Below are 19,436 nucleotides of genomic sequence, written 5' to 3'. Positions count from 1 at the left end.
ACTGTTGATAATTAGATTGTATCTAATATGGTTAAGGCATTGCAACGAGCGCTTAACAACAATAAACTCCCTTGGTAAATAGAAAATATTTTGTCAGTAAATGCAAAATCAAAAACACCGGCCTTTTTATCAGTCGGTGTTTTTGATAATAGTGGGTGTCAGGCACCCTTGCTTAATTTAAACTGGAGTCAAGCTCCTTGTAAGACAATTGTTACATCTAATTTTCTATATGTCAAATATTTTTATTGCATCAAAACAAGGTCTATGTGATGTAAAATTTTATAAATACATACGTTTACTAGTATTTGATTATATTAAATTATTAAACAAGATCAAGCGTAACTATTGATTAAGCAGATTTAGAATGATATATTTAATTTGCAGATATTGATGACACTGTATGTAGTGTCTTAAAAAGCCGGGGGAAGTCGTGGTGATGATTTGTCAGAAGAACAAGATCAACTGTATGAAAAGTTGAAAAGAAATTTGGGTAATCCGAAATTTAAGGATGTTGAAGAGGCACTAGTTAAGCATGGATTTAGGTTAGAACAAAATAGCGGAAAAGCGACTCATTTTACTATCAGTTGTGACGTCCCTAATTTCTTTGGGCCTTTCGATAATAGAACGATAGTCAAACACTCTAAGAATTTAATCCCGCCATATGGTAAAAGAGCCTTGAGTTATATTGAAAGGATGAGAAATTTATGACATTAGAACATTTATTAGAACGTAACTATGGCTATACAATTCGACCATTTGAAGATGAGTATTTTAAAGGATTTGTTGGCAAATACACGGATTTACCTGTAGAGGTGTATGGAACTACTGAGGAAGAAACCTTGGAAGATCTTAAGCTTGCAAAAGAAGAATATTTTGCGACTTGTATTAAAGAAGGGACAGCTGGATTTATACCTAAACCTACTTTAGCAGTCAGCACAGAGTTCAGCGGAAGAGTAACTGCTAGATTAGGAAAAACCTTGCACAGACGTTTAGTGGAGTATGCTGATTACGATAGTGTCTCTCTAAATCAAGCTATGCAAATGCTTATAGAGCGAGGTCTACAAGAGACTAATATCAATAGATTTGAAACTAAACTAGAAACAACTAACGAGCATCAAGAAACGATAGCTAAAGAGGTCATTGCTTTAAGAATGAACACAATAATAGAGGCTGTCCCTAATAAAACTTCTTTAATTAAATGATAGGAGAGAATGTATGGATTTCGAAAAAGAAACACTTAAAGTTACAAATCTAATTTTCGAAGCAAATAGTAATGCAATTCTTAAAGATAGCAATACTTTGAAAATAAAAGCGGGGAAGATAAAAGATAGATTAATTATTTCCGCTGAAACGACAGCTTACTACAAAGATGAAAAATTCGTTATGAGTGCTGATTTTTCTGGTAAATTTATATTGGTAAACGAGACATTGGAAAATATCGAGACAAATAGCGAATTTCAAGAAGAAATAGGTAGAGAAATAGTAGAAAAAATATACAATAAATTCAATCTCTACGTGTCTTTATTTTCTCAAGAAGTTTACGATATTCCAATTTATCCATCAAGGATTAGTATAGATATAAACAACAGCGAAGTAGAAAAAGATAGTGATCTAACATAGACAAACAACTAGGTTTCCAAAAAGGCTTCTTACTCAGAGTAGGGAGCCTTTTTTCATTGCTTCAAATTCAATCATAATTTTCGTTTTGACTGGTACCAATTATCAGTAAAACTGAGTAATATTGTAAATTTCATCAATTAGGCTTAAACACCATTGATTAACATAATTTCCGAACTTATAATTAAATCATCCAATTTTAATCTTCTTTTCAAACAACCTTATCCTATCCTTATCAAAGGATAGGTGTTTTTGTACCTTTAGCTCAGTTGGTCAGAGCAGACGGCTCATAACCGTCCGGTCGTAGGTTCGAGTCCTACAAGGTACATAGAATAACCCTCTTACTCAGAATCGAATAGGAGGGTTATCTATTTAGTTGCAATGTATTCCTACAATATTTTACTGATAAAACTTATTGTGTAATTACTGTAACACAGCGGAGGCTAATGCTTGCTGTACAAAAATAATGTTTTTATCTTTGCGGAATTGAAGTGTTTCTGCTGGGAGTTCTGCGCTAGAGATCCATATTTTTAATTCAGCATCTAAATCAAAATGTCCACTAGTTTCAACAGAAAATCTGGAAATCGATTTGTAAGGAATTGATTTATATTCTACTTTTTTACCGGATACTCCTTGTTTATCAACTATGATTAAGCGTTTGTTGGTAAAGACTATCAAATCGCGAACTAATTTAAATGATAAATCAATCCTTTCATCTGCAGTCAGTACATCTTGCAATTCTTTTGACACAGATTCACTTGAAAGTTGTGTTGCATTTCCCATTAATCCATCAAATAATCCCATTATAATCCCTCATTTCATTTTTTGTTTTATTATACCAGAAAAAAACTATATAAAGGAACTGTTTTTCTAACTAGAGATTCTATGGCCTGAATAAATGTGCCAAAAAATGTGCCAAAAAAATTTCAAACATGTTCTGACATAAGTCAATGTTTCAATGCGATTTACTTTTAAATCGTGATTTTTTAAGCATAAACTAACTAATTTATATATATAATTGCCTGCAGCTGGCATAAGAAATAAAAAACCATGAATCTTCTTTTAGAGGATTCATGGTTTTTCTTTTGCATGCGATAAGTAATCTCAATTTTTTCTGGTTTACCCGGTAACTGTTTTTATTCGCCCATTAGCATTACATGGCATGTCCTATTTCGCACACGATTTTGATCGAAATCAACAAAATAGATATAGCCTACGGAACCGATCTCTAGCTTGCCGTTACTTAAAATAAAGCTTTCGCTTGCACCGAAAAAACTCGAGCGAATATGTGCATCGCCGTTTAAAATCGTTGCTGGATCTGTTGGGTAGTTTGGATCGTCCAGACTCATCAAAAATTCTAAATGCTTTGGTCCAGGATAACGGTAATCGGTATTTTCTGATAACTCACGAGGAATAATCTTATCGAGAATTCGGTTTAAATCAACTTGAAGAAATTCATCTCCGTTAAAGTCTGTATCATGCATGTATTCTTCAAAGATAACCGAACAGGTCGTATGAGGAGACTGTACGAGACAGATTCCATTTGAAATTCCACTTTTTTCAACCATCGTTTTCACTTCTTCTGTGATGTTGTGGTAAGACACTCGATTCCCGTTAGAAGTTAACGTCAGTTGCTCTTTTAAAAATTTCACAGTGTTAATCCTCCTTTTTATACTTCACCGCTTGTTTGATCATTTCTGTAAGGGTTTGAACTGGATCTTCTGCTTGCACAATGCCGCTTGTCCCACCAGTGCCATCAGCCCCTGACGACAAAGCTTTTTCAACATCGACAGCACTAGATATACCAGCTGCCTGCAGAATTAGGATTTCTGGATCAATTTCACGAACAACACGATTTGTTTCCGTCATGTATTGAAGATCACTGGTTTGTCCTGTTCCAATTAGTTCTGTTGGCTCGCAAACCATCACATCGGGTTTTAGGGAAGCTGCGGCTCTTGCTTCAGTCAATGAATTCGCACAAACAATTGTTAAAATTCCCAATTCATTTGAGCGTTGCATCGCTTTAGTCAGTTCTTGCAATGTCATGGGGTGTTCAGCATGGTTTAAAAAGGTAGCTTCAGCACCGGCTTCTGCCACTGCTTCGGGTAAAACATAACCCATTCCTCGACCGATTTCGATTCCGTCTAAATGTTGAACAGTGATGAATAAATGTGTTGTTGCTTGTTTAATTAGAGAAACGTCTGCTTGCTGCACAGTAAATAGAATGTCGATGTCATATAAAGACGACAACTCATCAGCAGCTTTTGCCAATGCCAATGCTTGTTTTCCATAAAGATAGGCTTTGGGATTGACGACAAAGAATGGCGTTCTTAAAGTTCTTTTTTTCATTAGCTTTCTCCTTCACGATAAGATTTGGTATGAAAGACTTTAAAATAGTGCTCGAGTGTCTTGGACATTCCATTGCTTGCTGAGTGAAGTAGATCGAAATAGTCATTTGGTTGATTTTTATGAATTTCATTCATAGCAGCAGTGACGAAGTCCGTAAAAATATTTATTTTACGGATACCTTCTAAGGCACATTTTTCAAGGTTTTCATCGCCAGAAGAGGATCCGCCATGCAGAACAAGAGGAACATTGACGGCATGGTGTATTTCATTTAAAACGTCAAAATTTATTTTGGGTATCCCTTGATAATGTCCGTGAGAGGTGCCAATAGAAACTGCCAACGAATCAACACCGGTTAATTTGGCAAATGCAACAGCCTCAGAAGGTTCTGTGTAAATAGATTGACTATTTAGGGCTGATTCCAGACTGTTTTCCGACCCAACGTGCCCGATTTCCGCTTCAACAACGACACCATTTTTATGAGCGTAATCGGCGATCTCCTTTGACCGACGGACATTTTCTTCGAATGACTCCTCAGAAGCGTCGATCATTACGGAAGTAAAACCTAAATGAATGGCTCTTTTGATGACCTCTTCATCGGTACCGTGATCTAGGTGCAGAGCGATAGGTGTAGTGCTTTTTTTTGCTAAAAATTTTCCAATCATGGCAGCCTCTTCTAAAGTCAACATGTTCATATGGGATTGAGCGAAGGCCAATATCAAAGGTTTGTTCAAACTTTCAGCAGTTTCCGCGTATGTTCTTGCACTAGTTAAGTCGAAAAAATTTGCTGCGGGTAATGCATAGTTGTGTTTTTCTGCATGTGCGAATAGTTCTTTTGTTGTGACCAACATAGGGCATTCTCCTTACTCTTTGATTTTCTTTTCGATTTCCGCGTACATCTCTTCTGTACCAATCCCTGTTAAGAGCGGTAGCCCCATAATTACACGATCTTTGATTGAGTCTGGAACAACCGTTGTACTCACCACGATGTCATAGTTATCAATTTTATTCATCTCATCTGCCACTTTGGATTGATACAGTTTCACTTGATCAGTTAATCCTTTTTCTTTCAACCATTCTTTTACCTTATTTGTTACAATCGTTGAAGTTGCAACACCTGTGCCACACATAATCAGTAATTTTTTCATTATCATTTCCTCCTATTATTTCGATGTTTGTTTCTTGGGACGAATTTTATTTACATAAATCAATCCAAACAAAACAGAGACGCCAATTATGGCTAAACCGCCCCAGCTTAATATTTTGGTTAAGCCGACATAAAGGAATGTGGTCCATAAACCACCTTCAGCCATAGCAGTGATCATAGAGTTTCCTTGTAGATCAAAGTTTGCGGATCGAGTAGCAGTAGTGACAAGCGGTGCTGCCCACGAAGTAATATATAGAATGCTTACCATATAAATCGTTCCAGCAATTACTGTTCGAATAATGTTTCCTCCAAAAACAGCAGCCATCAAGCAAATCAGAAAGGGAATAGTTGCTAAATCACCAAAAGGCAAGGTCGTATTGCCTGGTAGAACTACGGCTAACAAAATAGTGATCGGAACTAAAAGCAATGAGGAAGATAGGACAGCTGGATGACCAACCGATAATGCTGCATCCATACCGATGTAAAGCTCTCTTCCAGGAAACCGTTTTTTGACGAATTCATTTGCAGATTCAGAAATAGGCGTTAGACCTTCCATCAGTAAAGCCACCATTTTGGGCATCAAAACCATCACAGCGCCTGTTTGGACGGCTAATTGGCCGACCCCTGCTGTGTCATATCCGGCAAGTATTCCCATGATGAGACCAATCAAAAAGCCCATAACAGTAGAGTCGCCAAAGACACCAAATTTTTTCTGAATGGTTTCTGGATCTGCTTTCCAATCTTTTAGTCCTGGAATACGATCAAAGAGCCAATTCATAGGTAGTGCAAAGATGAATCCTGGTGCGGCGGTTCCATGAGGAAAAGTAATATTAGGAAATCCGTAGAACTTATTAATGATCGGACCTAAAATATCTCCCATTAAAAGAATCATCATCAAATAGATGACGGTCGCCGCGATTCCCATTGCAAAATCTCCAGTGAGGGCATAAATCAGAGAAGAGATGAAGGCTGCGTGCCAAATATTCCAAATATCTACATTCAATACTTTAGTCAACCCTAAAATGATGAGTAGAACATTTAGGACCACACCAATCGGAATCGCAAGACTTCCTAAAATCGTCCCGTAAGAAATTGCCGCTGCGGCAGGCCATCCGACATCAATCGTTGTCAAATTTAATCCTAAACGTTCAACCATATGCTGTGCTGCGGGACCCAAACTGCTGCTTAGAAGGTCAATCACCAAATTCAATCCAACAAACCCAACACCAACAGTTAAGGCTGAAGTAAAGGCTTTGCTAGGTTTTGTCCCCAAAATTATTCCAAAAATAAAAATTAAAATCGGCAAAACAACGATTGAACCTAGATCAACGAACCACTGTAATGCATTTAACATAATTGTTCCTCCTTTTTATTGCAGTCCATTTTTTTCAATAATCGAAAGATACGCTTCTTTAGTCGTTACTGAGGATAGGGCTTCCAAAACCCCGGGTGTTTGAAACATAGAGATAAGATTTTGCAGCATACCCAATTGCTCATGTGGTTCCTTCAGTGCAAGCATGAACAACAGGGATACATCGATTTTCTTTTCTTGTGAACCCATTTCAATAAATGAAAGGGGAGAGGCAAGTGACATAAAAGCGACTTGGGATCGTAAAACAAATTTGCTGTCCGTGTGTGGGATCGCTACCCCAATGCCGTTAATTTTTAAACCTGTAGGAAAGGTTTCTTCTCGCCGTACGATATTTTGATAGAACTGATCATTTACACAATGAGTTTTGATGAGTTCGTCTGCTAATAGTCGAAAAGCTTCCTCTTTTGTTTTAGAATCTTTTTCAAGTAACACGATTTGGTGATCAAAAAACATGATCAATTTCCTCCTCTTAACAATCTTTGATACAGTTCTTCTTGCGTTTGACTATTAACGATCCATTGAATTTCTTCGGCTGAGTTAAACAATCCGTAAATCGAAGCGATCAACTCTTTTGCCTCTATCATGTTTTCTTCAGCAATCGCAAGCAAAACAATTAGTTGGATTTTTGTGTCTCCCCAAGTAATTGGCGCATCGAGGGTGAGAAAAGCAAGTTTTGTTTCTTTCACTGTATGTGGATCAGCATGTGGAATGGCTACTCCCGTCTTTAATCCAGTGCTTCCTAGTTCCTCTCGTTCAAATAGAGAATGCTTAAATTTTGTTGTAACAAGCTTTTTTTTCAGATAATCATCTGCTAAAAAATCCAGTACATCTTTTTTTGTTCGAAACTTTTTTTTGACAAAAAGGAAAGTAGGATCTAAATATTTTTGTAATAAAGTCGTTTTCTGGTATTTTTTTGAGTAAAAATTTTTCTCATTCTCATTAAGATTAGATATCTTTGCTGAGATTCTTCCTATTTCTTCGGTAGTAGGAAGCGGCGAAATATAAATAACTGGCGGTGCTGTAATGTCCAATGGAATAGTTGATATGATCAGATCAACAGTCTCAAGAGATGTACTGGCCAGTTTACTTAAAGGAATGATCTCCAATACGGTATCAGCCGCGATCGTCTGTTTGATACGGTTAAAAATCAACTCCGATGTAGCAAAACCTGATTGGCAAACAATTAGTATATGGTTAGTAATTTTTATCTTTTCAAAGGCTAACTGAAAATGGATCGTCAGAAAAGAAACTTCGTCTTCTGTTAATAAGATTTGAAATCGCTCCTCTAAATCTCCAATTGCATATTTGGTCAATGTATACATTGTTGAGTATTGTTTTTTGATACTTTTTATCAGTGGGTTTTTCAATAAAATGCCTGTCTTTGATCGATGGATCATGGGAACGATATGAGCCAATAATGTTTGCAGTAATAATTTATCTTGTGTCAGATCTGCGTTTAACATATGTGACATTTTTTGAATAATTTGTTTCGTACAATTTGTGATAGTAGATTCGTGAGGCTCATCCATTTGTCCAAAAGGTTCGATACCGTGTGCTAATAACAGGGAACATACATATTGAATATCTGTATCACTAAATTGAACAGGTAGTTGCTGTTGGATCATTTCAGAAAAATCAACCGCGATCATATAGAATTTCATTCGTCTAAGTTCGTCAAATACTAGCTGCTCTTGTTTTTCAATGTGTTTATCTATAAGAAGTCTTGAAAGAAAAATTCGCAATGAAAGCTTCAAGGATTCAATAGAATAATTATTGACTGGATGGCCGATTGTTTGAGTCATATCTGAGACAAATTTCTTCGTTAAATCGAGTACCTTAGAGTCAAAGAGATTGTTGACCAAAAGATTTTCACTGGCTTTGGCGTCGGTATACTTCTCTAAAAAAGATTTGAATACGTTTTGAGTAGCAGATTCAACTGAGGTTAGTTTGAGTCCGCTTGTAGTCATTTTTGTAGATACGTGATGGAATCGACAGAAAGCAACGATTTCATCAACATCTTTCTTTATTGACTGGTTGCTAATATAAAAATATTCAGAGAATTCCTGATAGTGCATTGGCTTTGCTGAAAACAGATAGTTAGCGAAAATAAAGATTTTACGATAATTAGGTGAAAATAGTTCGAGTTTAGTCTCTTTTTTTGCTAACAATCGATATCCATTCTGTTTCGCTGATTCAGAACCAGATAAAAAGATTCCTTTTCTTGGTACTTTTTTGATAGCTAGTCCCGAATCTTTTAGTTTCTTTTCTAAAGTCGTTAAATTGTTATAAACTGTTTTTTGGGATACATTTAACTGCTTTTGAAAAAAAGAGGCAGGGCGAAACTCCTTTTGTTCTAATAGCAATTGCAACAGTAGCTGTTCTCGATTACTTAAAATCATTGGTTCACCTCCGGAAGCGCTTCCTTAATTGTATTCTAGTGAAATTATATGGTGGCGTAAATAACATTTCATTACCACATTAATGTGGTAAATACGATTGTCGTATATCAATTTATATTTTGTAAAAAGTAGTCATTTGTTGCTATTTATTTGAAACGGAAACTAGGCGGGGATCTATCATGGAGTTAAAGTTGCTTTATTCTGTTACATAGAGCAAAGATTTATCAAAAATAAAGAAGAATACATAGAATAAGGTATTTGATTAATAAGAAGAATGGACGAATTCAGCGATTATTTCGTTGTAATTCTAAACAATTTTGGATTGTTTTTAACCCTCTTTTCCCGAAAATCATTAAAGTTTCTAAATTTTTTGTGAATGCTCATGGACAATCCTTTCTTTTCTCCTCAATTATCACTATAATGGATAAAGATTCTACAGAAGAGAGTGTGGACATGGAAAATTCACGAATAAAAACGAACGATAATCGAATTGACTACGGTGTGATTCTACCCGTATTTTTATTATGTCTGATTGGTTTGGCGTCCCTGTATGTGGCGCTGACACACGATCCGAATAACCCGAGTATGCTGCGAACGTTAGGGTTTCAAGCTTTATGGTATGTGTTAGGCGTTGTTGCCGTGATCGTTATCATGCAGATCAAATCAAAATGGCTCTGGAAATTGACGCCCTATATTTATGGAGCTGGGTTAGCCGTTATGTTGGCGCTACTGAAATTTTATGATCGGACGATGGAAGCATCGACAGGGTCGAAAAACTGGTTCCGTTTTGGTCCCTTTACCTTGCAGCCTTCAGAATTGATGAAGATCGCCTATATTATGATGTTGGCGTTAGTCGTCACGCAGCACAATGTCAAGCATCGGGAACGGGATCTGAAAACAGATGGGTTACTGATTGCAAAAATGTTAGCTGTCACGATCCCAGTCCTGATCCTGATCACCTTACAAAACGACTTTGGTACGATGTTGGTCTTTCTAGCGATTTTCGGTGGGGTCTTCTTGATGTCAGGAATCTCATGGCGAATCATCGTGCCAGTGATTGCGGCATTTGTGATTCTCGGCGGTGGAACGATTTTCTTAGTGACCACCGATATTGGTCGCGAGTTTCTGTACAATACAGGAATCTTTAAAGAATACCAATTCGCCCGTATCGATTCGTGGCTAGATCCTTTTCATGATACCCAAGGGCAATCCTTCCAATTGGCGTATGCTCTGATGGCGATCGCCTCTGGCGGGATGTTCGGGAAAGGATTTAATGTCAGCGATGTGTATGTACCAGTCCGAGAATCCGATATGATTTTTTCGGTGATCGGTGAGAATTTTGGGTTTATTGGCAGCGCGTTTGTCATTTTATTGTATTTTATTTTGATCTATCGAATGATCCGCGTATGTTTCGATACCAACAATGAATTTTATGCCTACTTGGCAACTGGGATCATTATGATGATTCTCTTCCATGTGTTTGAAAACATTGGCGCAAACATCGGTCTCTTACCGTTGACGGGGATTCCACTGCCGTTTATCAGCCAAGGAGGATCTGCCCTATTAAGCAATATGATTGGGATCGGTTTGATTTTATCGATGCGCTATCAAGCTGAGACCGCACCAAAAACACTTTAAGGAGTTCACATGATTACATTTTATTGGTACCCAAAATGCAGTACATGCCGAAATGCGAAGCGTTGGTTAGAAGAGCACGAGATTCCCTTTGAAGCGATCGATATGGTAGCTACACCGCCTCAACCGGAACAATTGCTGGCTTGGATCCAATCAAGCGAAGCACCGTTAACCCGTTTCTTTAACACAAGCGGCATGAAATACCGTGAATTGCAATTAAAAGAAAAAGTGCCGACCATGACTGCCCAAGACGCAGCCGATGTGCTGGCAACCGATGGTATGTTGATCAAGCGCCCACTGCTGGTTAGCGGCGACCGCTTTTTGATTAATGGATTTAAAGAAAATGAATATGAAGGAGTCTTACTAGAATCATGGAAAAGAAATGCTTAAGAAAAAAAGATAATTTGTGGGTTTTGTTTAACGGGAAAGAATATTGTGTCGGTTTAACAAAAGAAGCGCAAGAAGAACTTGGTGCGGTCACGTTTGCTTCGATTCAAAAAGCAGGAACTGCTTTAAAACAAGGAGAGACCCTTGTTGAGCTGGAAGCGGAAAAAGCAGTCAGTGAATTTCCAAGTCCATTGACGGGCGTGATTTCTTCCGTAAATGAAAAAATCGATCAATCGATTGATACCTTAAATGATGAAGACGAAATGAACGCTTGGCTGGTCAGCTTCAAAGAGGTTGACCCAAGTCAATTTGAAGCCTTGTAAGTCAAAGCTGTAAAAACGACTATTTTTTCAAAAAGAATTGACAGTCGGATAAGACGTTGCTATAATTTGCTCAATAAATGAATGCTTTGAAAAGAAGAGTACATGTTCTTAACGTACACAGAGAGCCCTGTTTGGTGCAAATGGGCAACGGAGAGAGGATGGAAGATGGTCTTTGAGCATGATAGGTGAGTGGAAACAAGCCTATCACGGGAGGCACCCGTTACAGTGCAGCAGTATGCGAAGCAATTCAAGTACTGAGCGAGGCTGTTGATGCGAATCGACAGTAAATCAAGGTGGTAACGCGGAAGTTGTGCTTTCGTCCTTTGTAACAGTATAATGTACAGAGGATGAAAGCTTTTTTTGTGTTTAACCAACCAAAGAGGAAAGATGGGAATAACATGGCATTAATCGAATTGTCGCATGTAAAAAAGTCATTCGGCAAAAAGCAAACGGCTGTCCACGCCGTCAATGATGTTTCACTGCAAGTGGAAAAAGGCGATATCTACGGAATCGTCGGTTACTCTGGTGCTGGGAAAAGTACATTAGTACGTTTGTTGAACGGCTTAGAATTGCCGACAGCAGGAGATGTAGTCATTAACGGTCAAAACATTTTGGCATTGAAAAACAAAGAATTGAGAAACTTCCGCAAAAAAATCGGCATGATTTTTCAGCACTTTAATCTTTTATGGTCTCGAACGGTGGCGGAAAACATTGAATTGCCATTGGAGTTGGCTGGCGTTGAAAAAGCAAAACGCCGTCAACGAGCGCAAGAGCTGATTAAATTAGTTGGGTTGGAAGGACGGGAGAATGCCTATCCGGCACAATTGTCTGGCGGACAAAAGCAAAGAGTCGGGATTGCTCGTGCACTAGCGAATGAACCAGAAATTTTGCTGTGTGATGAAGCAACGAGTGCGTTAGATCCACAAACAACAGAAGAAGTGTTGGATCTCTTGCTTTCCATCAATAAAAAATTGCATTTGACGATCGTCCTGATTACCCATGAAATGAACGTCATTCGCAAAATCTGCAATAAGGTCGCGGTGATGGAGCATGGGCAGATCGTGGAAGAAGGGTCAGTGCAATCGGTTTTCCGTAACCCACAGCAGGAAGTGACCAAACGTTTTGTTCAGCAAGATTTGGAGCCAGAAGAAGATGCTGAAGAATTACGGCAAGCCTTCTTACGAGAAAATCCGCAAGGGCATTTAGTGACTTTGACTTTCACACAAGACAACGCCAATGAACCAGTGATTTCACAAGCGATCCGTCGCTTCCAGATCGATGTCAATGTCGTTTACGGAAAGATCCAACAAACCAATGAGGGATCCTTTGGCGGCTTGACGGTTTTATTGACAGGTGAAGCAAGTGAGATCGAAAAAGCGATCGCCTTTTTCAAAGAGCAGCAAGTAGGCGTGGAGGTGATTGAACGTGGATAAGTCATTTGTAGAAACCTATTTTAATTTTGAAAAGGTCGACTGGGCCAATATGCAGCAAGCAACCCTAGACACCTTGTTTATGACTTTCTTCTCCATGGTTTTAGTGGTTGTGATCGGTTTACTTCTAGGATTGGCGCTTTATTCACTAGGGCGTAAACAAACAGCGGGAGCCAACATTTTCTATAACGTGGTTTCCATCATCAGTAACGCCTTTCGTTCAACGCCATTCATGATTTTGATGGTCTTGATCATTCCGTTTACAACATTATTAGTCGGTTCATTCCTAGGGGCAAAAGCAGCGATCCCAGCATTAGTTTTATCGGCGGCACCGTTTTATGCTCGGATGGTGGAAATTGCTTTTCGTGAAGTCAATCCTGGTGTGATTGAAGCAGCGGAAGCGATGGGTGCTAGTTACTGGGAGATCATCTACAAGATCGTGATTCCCGAAAGTGTTCCAGCATTGATTTCAGGACTGACGGTCACAACGATTTCAATGATTGGTTATACTGCCATGGCAGGCGCGATCGGTGCCGGCGGGCTAGGCGCTTTGGCTTGGCAAGAAGGATTTCAACGTGGAAATTACACTGTTACGCTTGTTGCAACAGTGATTATTTTAATTATCGTTTTCATTATCCAAGGAATCGGCGATTTCCTTGCGAAAGCCACCGATAAACGGTAAATGAAACGAAGAACAAAAAGTGGAAAATATGGGAGGAAATGGATATGAAAAAGATTTTTGGTATTGCAACAACCTTATTGTTAACTGCCGCTTTAGCTGCTTGTGGCACAGGCTCAAATTCAGGAAGCTCTGACTCATCTGCGGCTGAGGGAGAATCAACAAAATTAGTGATTGGTGCATCAGTTACGCCTCATGCGGAAATTTTAGAACAAGCCAAACCTTTACTAGCAGAAGAAGGCATTGATCTTGAAATCAAAACCTTCGATGATTATGTGTTGCCAAACAAAGCATTGGAAAATGGCGATATCGATGCCAATTACTTCCAACACATTCCTTACTTGAACAAACAAATCGCCGACAATGGCTATGATTTTGTCAATGCTGGTGCGATCCATATCGAGCCAATGGGGCTTTACTCAAAACGAATCTCTGATATTTCAGAACTAGAAGATGGTGCAACGGTTCTTACTTCCACTTCTGAATCTGACTGGGGTCGTATCCTAACGATTTTACAAGATGCTAACTTGATCACTTTAAAAGACGGCGTTGATACAGAAACGGCAACCTTTGATGATATTGCTGAAAATCCGAAAAACTTAGAATTTAAACATGACGTCGATCCATCTCTTTTGGCGACTGCTTATCAAAACGACGAAGCAGACCTAATCGCCATCAATGCGAACTTCGCATTCGGGATCGATTTGAACCCAGCGGATGATTCTGTTTTATTAGAAGCGGATAATTCGCCTTATGTCAACGTGATCGCTGTCCGCAGTGGTGACGAAGATAGCGACAAAATCAAGAAATTGATCGAAGTGCTGCATTCAGACGAAATCAAAGACTTTGTGGAAGAACAATGGCAAGGTTCAGTGAAAATCGTTGATGCTGACGCAAAATAATTCACTGCCAACTAAATGAACCTCAAAAGAGCGTGTCGCTACTTAAGCGGACGCTCTTTTTTTGCGGAAAGGCAATGATCGGTTGGAAAAAAGAGAGCTCTTGCCAAATGCATTCATAGAGTAAGGGCAACTCGGGATGCTTTTTTAAGAGTTTTTCGTAATGGGGAAGCTGAGTCAAAAAAGCCTGGACCAAGCGTTGGGAACGTTCAGATAGACAAGGATTTAGTGGCGGATAGACAAATAAATTGCCTTCCAGTAAGGCGCCCAAAAGATGGGCTTGGAAAATTTTCGACAAAAGCACTTCTAATGGCTGCTGGAGCGGATGCTCCGACAAAATCGGCGTGATGATTCGTCGCAAAAGGAAGGCTTCTTCTGTTGGCACATAAAAAGGCTCCAGTGCTAGCAGTTGTTGCCACAAAAATAAATAGCTGCGTTCACCAACTAAATAAAAACGCGGCACAAAACATGTTGGATAAACTTGCTGAGTAAACGTGGCGGGGGTGTTGGGATAAAAAGCGTTTGCGCGCAACTGATGAATCTGCTTCAGTTCTTGAAACGCTTGATTAGAAGAAAGCGTTGGGCTTGCTAAGAGGGTGAGTCGAAAAATCACATAGCGCAGTTGCCGTTCATTGCCAGTAATCAAAGGAAAACTGCGACGGTCGATCCTTAGACGATAAGGTGCCAAAAAAAAGGAAAAGGACAAAAAGCGCCGATGCAAACTGGAGGGGCTCAGGTAATACCGCTTGTGGAGGTCTGCAAAGGAAATGGTCGGCATTTTTAACAGTAACAAGAGCAACTGATAGTTTGTACTTTTATTAAACAATGCAGCAAGCATTTCTGTATGGGGGAAGTTTTTGCTGGCTAGGGGCTGCTGCAAATCATGAAAGGCACGAATGTGTCCTTGCTGCACATCATAATGGAAGGAAGGGTCCTCGTTTAAACAACTGGACAGTAGCCGACGGATCGTTTTGACGGAAAGATTTTGGTCGGCAGCAGCTTTATTCAAAGGAAGGGGATTTTCGCTCAAGAGCATCGTGGACAGACGCAGCATTTGCATAATATCTTTTTCAAGGATATTTTTCAAAACCAGGCACCTCTTTCAGCTGAATTTTGCAACTGTCCTTATTATAAGGGAACTTCACACGTTATTTTCACATACAAAAAATAGTCAATAAAACGTAATAAAAAACGGGGGATTCATTGGTTGCTTCCTCGAACCCTTTATAATATGAAATTAAATGAGAGGAAGGAATCAAAAAAAACCACCTTTTAAAATAAAAAGGGTGGTTTTTTATGTAAGTAACGTTATAAAAAGAGAAACACGAAGCGCTGTTAACGAGTCTCGCTAGGCAATAAAATCGTTTGCCGTTGCCCATCGTCATACACATAGACTTTTTGGGGATAGAGGTCGGAATAACGGCAAGGCAGATCAACGCCGAGTTCGATTTGACTTTGTGCTTGAGAAAAAAGCAGTGTGACACGACCGTGATTGTTTTGGACTTCAAAGGTGAGCAGATTTGTCAACGGAATAAACCCTTTTAAATCGAGATCGATGATTAACCAAATACTATCGATCAGTTCGCCAGGCAGTGTTTGAACAATCCCGCCAGAAGCGTAGCGGCTGCGGTGATCATCAAATGTTTCAAACATAAAAACCCCTCCTTCAAGTAGGCTTGCCAATAACATCAAATTTGTCTATTTATCATAATGAAGAACCGTCAAAAATGCAACTACTTCTGCTTTTCTTTTTGGTCAGCGACGCATTTTAACTATTTTTTTAAAAATTTGTTGGGTTGGCTGGACCAAGCTTTCCCATGGCGTCTTTCAGTGGAAAATAGTCAGTTGCAGCTCACTAGCTCTTCGTAAGAATGAAAAAGACTCTTAAAGGAAAAGCCCTTCAAGAGTCTTGCATTTCTTAGAAGTGTCTGTTGATTGAAGACGCGATCTTAAGAACGATGTTCTATGATTATTCTTCGTCTTCACCGATAACTGCTGGTTCAGCAGCTTCGCCAGCTTCTTCATCTTCAGAGATTTCTTGTGGTTCAGTAACCGCAACGATTTGTTCTTCTGGATCGGTCACGATCGTGTACTCGTCGTTCTTAGGCAGATCAGCCACTGTTAATGAATCGCCGATCTCTAATGACGTTACATCGATCTCAACACGTTCAGGCAATTTGTCTGGTGTTGCTGATACAACGACTGTATACAAGTTTTGTGCTAGAACACCACCAGCTTTGACACCAGCAGATTCGCCAATTAAGGTTACTTCTGCTTCTACTTCTGTTTCTTCATTCATATCGACAGATAGGAATTCAACGTGGGTTAAATTGCGTGTGAAGGTATCTGATTGATACTCTTTGATCAGAGTATTGACTTTTTTGCCTTCTAAACTGATCGTGATTACGGTATTCAATCCATTTTCACGCAAGATTTTTTCTAATTCTGCTGCATTGACAGCAATCGGTGTGCTTTCTACTTTGTACCCATTGACAATTGCAGGTACTTTTCCTTCGTGGCGCAACTTGTTCCGTAAAGAACGTGGGCGAACTTCTCTTTTCGTAACTTCTAATGATACTGACATAACTCAATTCCTCCTAAAATTTTCTCGTTAATAACGAGATTTTTTAAGCAAATTTTGTTAACTCTGCACATTAAGTGGTACGTGAGTGAAAACACGCAAAAGGGCAGTTGTGTACACAACTGCCCCAGAAAGTTTTGGTTCAACTTTTCTCCACCAGGTCATAACGCTGTGTATGAGAAACTATATTTACTTTACTCTTTAACCTTACGCAAAAAGACAAAGAAAGTCAAATCATTTGAAATCCTGGCAGTTTCCTTTCACTAGATCCTGAGCTATAATAGCCACTATGGAGAAAAATTTATGCGTTTAGATAAAGTGATCGAGCAACAATTGAATACTTCTCGTAAAGAGATGAAACGGTTGTTTCAGCAAGGAAAAGTCCTCGTGGATCAAAGGATTGAAGGGCGACCTGAGCGCAATGTCGATAGCGCCATCCATCAAATCATCGTTGCGGGTCGGCAGTTGGAGACGCAGGAACGCTATTATATCGTCAACAAGCCCAATGGTGTTGTTACAGCGAATGTTGATCAACAGCACCAGACAGTGATCGATTTGATTGCACCAAAGGACCAGCACCCAGATCTTTATGCCGTCGGTCGATTGGATCGGGACACGGAAGGGTTGGTATTAGTTACGACGAATGGTCAGTTAGGCTATGACTTGCTGCATCCCACGAAAAAGGTGACCAAGCGATATGAAGTGGTGGTCAATGACTTGGTGACTCCTGAAGATGTGGCGGCATTTGCCACAGGGATCACCTTTCATGGTGGTGTCACTTGCAAACCAGCTGCCCTAACGATCATCGATGCCCGAGCGGCTCGTTCCTTTGTTTCGTTAGAAATTGCTGAAGGCAAGTTCCATCAAGTGAAAAAGATGTTTTTAGCCCGAGGGAAAAAAGTCATTCAGCTGAAACGAACAGCGATGGGGTCGCTAGTTCTACCAGATGATTTAGCAGTGGGCAGCTATCGCTCGCTGACGCAAGAAGAATTAAAAGGACTGGCGGCGCATTTCCGCTGAGAAAGAGGGAGAAAATGAAGTATAAAACATTATTATTTGATGTCGATGACACGATCCTCGATTTTCAAGATACCGAAGATCAAGCCTTAAAAGCACTATTTGAAGCTCATGGCTTGGAAATGACCCCAGAGCGCAAACAAAGCTATCAAACGATCAATCATGATTTGTGGCAGCAGTTTGAGCAAGGGAAAATCACGAGAGACCAAGTCATCAATGAGCGTTTCGGTTTGTTTTTTGAAACGCAAGGCATTCAGGTCGATAGTCCAGCAGTTGAATTGGCCTATCGGGAATTTCTAAATGAAGGACATAAACTGTTAGACAACAGTGATGAGATCTTAGCGGAGTTGGCGCAGCATTTTGACCTATACGTGGTGACGAACGGGGTTTCTGAAACCCAATATCGCCGCTTGGAAGATGCCAAATTAAAGCCGTATTTCCGTGATATTTTTGTTTCAGAAGATACAGGGTATCAAAAACCAATGAAAGAATATTTTGACTATGTGTTTGCTCGCATACCAAACGTTAAAAAACAAGAGACAGTCATCATTGGCGATTCACTGACTTCAGATATCTTAGGCGGACAACTGGCAGGGATCGATACGATTTGGTTCAATCCAAAGAAAAAAAACAGTGGTGAGATTCAGCCTACTTATGAGATCGAACGTTTGCAGCAATTACTTCCTTTATTGCAGCACTGATTCTACAGAAACAGTAGTAATTTGCCGAATTTTCGCTATAATAGAACCAGTGTGAATTTTTTAAGATGAAAGAGGTTAATTGAATGACGAATGGCAAGCCCATTATTATTGGTGTGACAGGTGGATCAGGTAGTGGAAAAACAAGCGTGAGTCGGGCGATCTTTAATCATTTCCCCAATCATTCTATTATGATGCTTGAACAAGACTCCTACTATAAAGACCAAAGTGATCTGAGCTTTGAAGAACGGTTGAACACCAACTATGACCATCCTTTTGCATTTGATACTGATTTGTTGATCGATCACTTGCAACAGCTGCTTGCATATCAAACGATCGAAAAACCCGTCTATGATTATGTCGCGCATACCCGCAGCGAAGCAACGATCATTCAAGAACCCAAAGAAGTCATTATCTTGGAAGGGATCTTGATTCTAGAAGATGAGCGATTGCGTAATTTAATGGATATTAAACTTTATGTTGATACAGACGATGATATTCGAATCATTCGCCGAATCAAACGTGACATGGAAGAACGTGGCCGGACATTGGATTCTGTGATCGAACAATACTTGACGGTGGTAAAACCGATGTATCATCAATTCATCGAACCGACCAAACGGTATGCCGATGTCATCGTACCAGAAGGCGGCGAAAACCACGTAGCCATCGATTTGATTACGACCAAAGTAGCGACCTTCTTATCCTAAGTTTTTTTATCCATCAATTGGAATGTTTCTATTTGAAAAGTAACAATTGATTCATGGAAAACTGCTGATAGGCACTCTTTCTTGAGAAATGCTTATCAGCAGTTTTAATTTTATAAAAAACAGTAGTATTCCGACTAGTTTTATGGTAAAGTAATCCTCATGCGACGAGTCGAGAAGGTCTAGCATTAGCTGACCA

General features: G+C 39.4%; 22 protein-coding genes, 1 tRNA gene and 1 other annotated feature. Of the genes, 12 read left to right on the top strand and 11 right to left on the bottom strand.

The features are described 5' to 3' along the window. Positions 1–704 precede the first annotated feature (704 nt). From IGI96_RS05155 to IGI96_RS05145, 3 genes are all read left to right on the top strand, one after another. The gene (locus IGI96_RS05155) at positions 705–1,202 is read left to right on the top strand and encodes a toxin-antitoxin system HicB family antitoxin (protein ID WP_438784910.1); all 498 of its coding nucleotides are present in this window, start codon (positions 705–707) and stop codon (positions 1,200–1,202) included. 13 nt (positions 1,203–1,215) lie between these two features. After that, positions 1,216–1,620 (top strand): hypothetical protein, encoded by a 405-nt coding sequence (locus IGI96_RS05150; RefSeq protein WP_438784909.1) that lies wholly within the window; start codon positions 1,216–1,218, stop codon positions 1,618–1,620. A 251-nt stretch (positions 1,621–1,871) separates the two neighbouring features. Beyond that, a tRNA-Ile gene (locus IGI96_RS05145) sits at positions 1,872–1,945 on the top strand. 95 nt (positions 1,946–2,040) lie between these two features. Here the strand turns inward: IGI96_RS05145 and IGI96_RS05140 are convergent. The 8 genes from IGI96_RS05140 to IGI96_RS05105 all read right to left on the bottom strand — a co-directional run bounded on the left by IGI96_RS05140 (position 2,041) and on the right by IGI96_RS05105 (position 8,881). Further along, positions 2,041–2,421, bottom strand: coding sequence for a PH domain-containing protein (locus IGI96_RS05140; protein ID WP_438784908.1), 381 nt, complete (start codon positions 2,419–2,421; stop codon positions 2,041–2,043). A gap of 332 nt (positions 2,422–2,753) precedes the next feature. Continuing rightward, positions 2,754–3,269: a YjbQ family protein gene (locus tag IGI96_RS05135; protein ID WP_005227898.1), complete on the bottom strand. Its 516-nt coding sequence runs from the start codon at positions 3,267–3,269 to the stop codon at positions 2,754–2,756. A 4-nt stretch (positions 3,270–3,273) separates the two neighbouring features. Continuing rightward, positions 3,274–3,966 carry a triose-phosphate isomerase gene (locus tag IGI96_RS05130; RefSeq protein ID WP_015510444.1) on the bottom strand — a complete coding sequence of 231 codons (693 nt, stop codon included), beginning with the start codon at positions 3,964–3,966 and terminating at the stop codon, positions 3,274–3,276. Beyond that, positions 3,966–4,814, bottom strand: a complete 849-nt coding sequence (locus IGI96_RS05125; protein WP_005227902.1) for a class II fructose-bisphosphate aldolase — start codon at positions 4,812–4,814, stop codon at positions 3,966–3,968. The genes IGI96_RS05130 and IGI96_RS05125 overlap by 1 nt, the downstream gene beginning before the upstream one ends. Before the next feature lie 12 nt (positions 4,815–4,826). Then, a complete protein-coding gene (locus IGI96_RS05120) occupies positions 4,827–5,111 on the bottom strand; it encodes a PTS sugar transporter subunit IIB (protein WP_015510443.1) in 285 nt (94 codons plus the stop codon). A gap of 15 nt (positions 5,112–5,126) precedes the next feature. Beyond that, complete coding sequence (locus IGI96_RS05115; RefSeq protein ID WP_438784907.1) at positions 5,127–6,464, bottom strand: PTS galactitol transporter subunit IIC; 1,338 nt, start codon at positions 6,462–6,464, stop codon at positions 5,127–5,129. Positions 6,465–6,479: 15 nt separating this feature from the next. Continuing rightward, positions 6,480–6,935 (bottom strand): PTS sugar transporter subunit IIA, encoded by a 456-nt coding sequence (locus IGI96_RS05110; RefSeq protein WP_086337792.1) that lies wholly within the window; start codon positions 6,933–6,935, stop codon positions 6,480–6,482. A 2-nt stretch (positions 6,936–6,937) separates the two neighbouring features. Next, positions 6,938–8,881, bottom strand: a complete 1,944-nt coding sequence (locus tag IGI96_RS05105; RefSeq protein WP_086337793.1) for a BglG family transcription antiterminator — start codon at positions 8,879–8,881, stop codon at positions 6,938–6,940. 453 nt (positions 8,882–9,334) lie between these two features. On the opposite strand from IGI96_RS05105, the gene IGI96_RS05100 reads away from it, so the two are divergent. From IGI96_RS05100 to IGI96_RS05075, 6 genes are all read left to right on the top strand, one after another. Continuing rightward, positions 9,335–10,519, top strand: a complete 1,185-nt coding sequence (locus tag IGI96_RS05100) for an FtsW/RodA/SpoVE family cell cycle protein (RefSeq protein WP_086337794.1) — start codon at positions 9,335–9,337, stop codon at positions 10,517–10,519. A gap of 9 nt (positions 10,520–10,528) precedes the next feature. Beyond that, complete coding sequence (locus IGI96_RS05095; RefSeq protein WP_010749085.1) at positions 10,529–10,906, top strand: arsenate reductase family protein; 378 nt, start codon at positions 10,529–10,531, stop codon at positions 10,904–10,906. Further along, positions 10,888–11,226 carry a glycine cleavage system protein H gene (locus tag IGI96_RS05090; RefSeq protein ID WP_010749086.1) on the top strand — a complete coding sequence of 113 codons (339 nt, stop codon included), beginning with the start codon at positions 10,888–10,890 and terminating at the stop codon, positions 11,224–11,226. The genes IGI96_RS05095 and IGI96_RS05090 overlap by 19 nt, the downstream gene beginning before the upstream one ends. Before the next feature lie 77 nt (positions 11,227–11,303). Then, positions 11,304–11,553: a binding site (T-box leader), on the top strand. Positions 11,554–11,624: 71 nt separating this feature from the next. Further along, positions 11,625–12,659 carry a methionine ABC transporter ATP-binding protein gene (locus IGI96_RS05085; RefSeq protein WP_005227918.1) on the top strand — a complete coding sequence of 345 codons (1,035 nt, stop codon included), beginning with the start codon at positions 11,625–11,627 and terminating at the stop codon, positions 12,657–12,659. After that, positions 12,652–13,338 carry a methionine ABC transporter permease gene (locus IGI96_RS05080; protein ID WP_005227919.1) on the top strand — a complete coding sequence of 229 codons (687 nt, stop codon included), beginning with the start codon at positions 12,652–12,654 and terminating at the stop codon, positions 13,336–13,338. The genes IGI96_RS05085 and IGI96_RS05080 overlap by 8 nt, the downstream gene beginning before the upstream one ends. 44 nt (positions 13,339–13,382) lie before the next feature. Beyond that, a complete protein-coding gene (locus IGI96_RS05075) occupies positions 13,383–14,237 on the top strand; it encodes a MetQ/NlpA family ABC transporter substrate-binding protein (protein ID WP_086337795.1) in 855 nt (284 codons plus the stop codon). 22 nt (positions 14,238–14,259) lie between these two features. Here the strand turns inward: IGI96_RS05075 and IGI96_RS05070 are convergent, their stop codons facing one another. From IGI96_RS05070 to IGI96_RS05060, 3 genes are all read right to left on the bottom strand, one after another. Then, a complete protein-coding gene (locus IGI96_RS05070) occupies positions 14,260–15,321 on the bottom strand; it encodes a helix-turn-helix domain-containing protein (protein WP_438784905.1) in 1,062 nt (353 codons plus the stop codon). Between the two features lie 248 nt (positions 15,322–15,569). After that, positions 15,570–15,887 carry a DUF960 domain-containing protein gene (locus IGI96_RS05065; protein WP_086337796.1) on the bottom strand — a complete coding sequence of 106 codons (318 nt, stop codon included), beginning with the start codon at positions 15,885–15,887 and terminating at the stop codon, positions 15,570–15,572. A gap of 316 nt (positions 15,888–16,203) precedes the next feature. Continuing rightward, positions 16,204–16,818, bottom strand: a complete 615-nt coding sequence (locus IGI96_RS05060; protein ID WP_005227923.1) for a 50S ribosomal protein L25/general stress protein Ctc — start codon at positions 16,816–16,818, stop codon at positions 16,204–16,206. 300 nt (positions 16,819–17,118) lie between these two features. Here IGI96_RS05060 and IGI96_RS05055 point away from each other — a divergent pair, with 300 nt between their 5' ends. The 3 genes from IGI96_RS05055 (at position 17,119) to udk (ending at position 19,240) form a co-directional block, all read left to right on the top strand. Next, a complete protein-coding gene (locus IGI96_RS05055; RefSeq protein ID WP_005227924.1) occupies positions 17,119–17,835 on the top strand; it encodes a 16S rRNA pseudouridine(516) synthase in 717 nt (238 codons plus the stop codon). A gap of 14 nt (positions 17,836–17,849) precedes the next feature. Then, positions 17,850–18,533, top strand: a complete 684-nt coding sequence (locus IGI96_RS05050; protein ID WP_016609901.1) for a YjjG family noncanonical pyrimidine nucleotidase — start codon at positions 17,850–17,852, stop codon at positions 18,531–18,533. An 83-nt stretch (positions 18,534–18,616) separates the two neighbouring features. Next, on the top strand, positions 18,617–19,240 hold the full coding sequence (gene udk / locus IGI96_RS05045) for a uridine kinase (protein WP_005227927.1): 624 nt from the start codon (positions 18,617–18,619) through the stop codon (positions 19,238–19,240). Positions 19,241–19,436: the final 196 nt, after the last annotated feature.

Origin of the sequence: Enterococcus sp. DIV0421, assembly GCF_051713745.1 — a bacterium.
In the GTDB taxonomy this organism is placed as follows: Bacteria; Bacillota; Bacilli; order Lactobacillales; family Enterococcaceae; genus Enterococcus_D; species Enterococcus_D casseliflavus.
The sequence above is the reverse complement of the archived record's forward strand: the minus strand, read 5'-3'. Positions and strand labels throughout refer to the sequence as shown.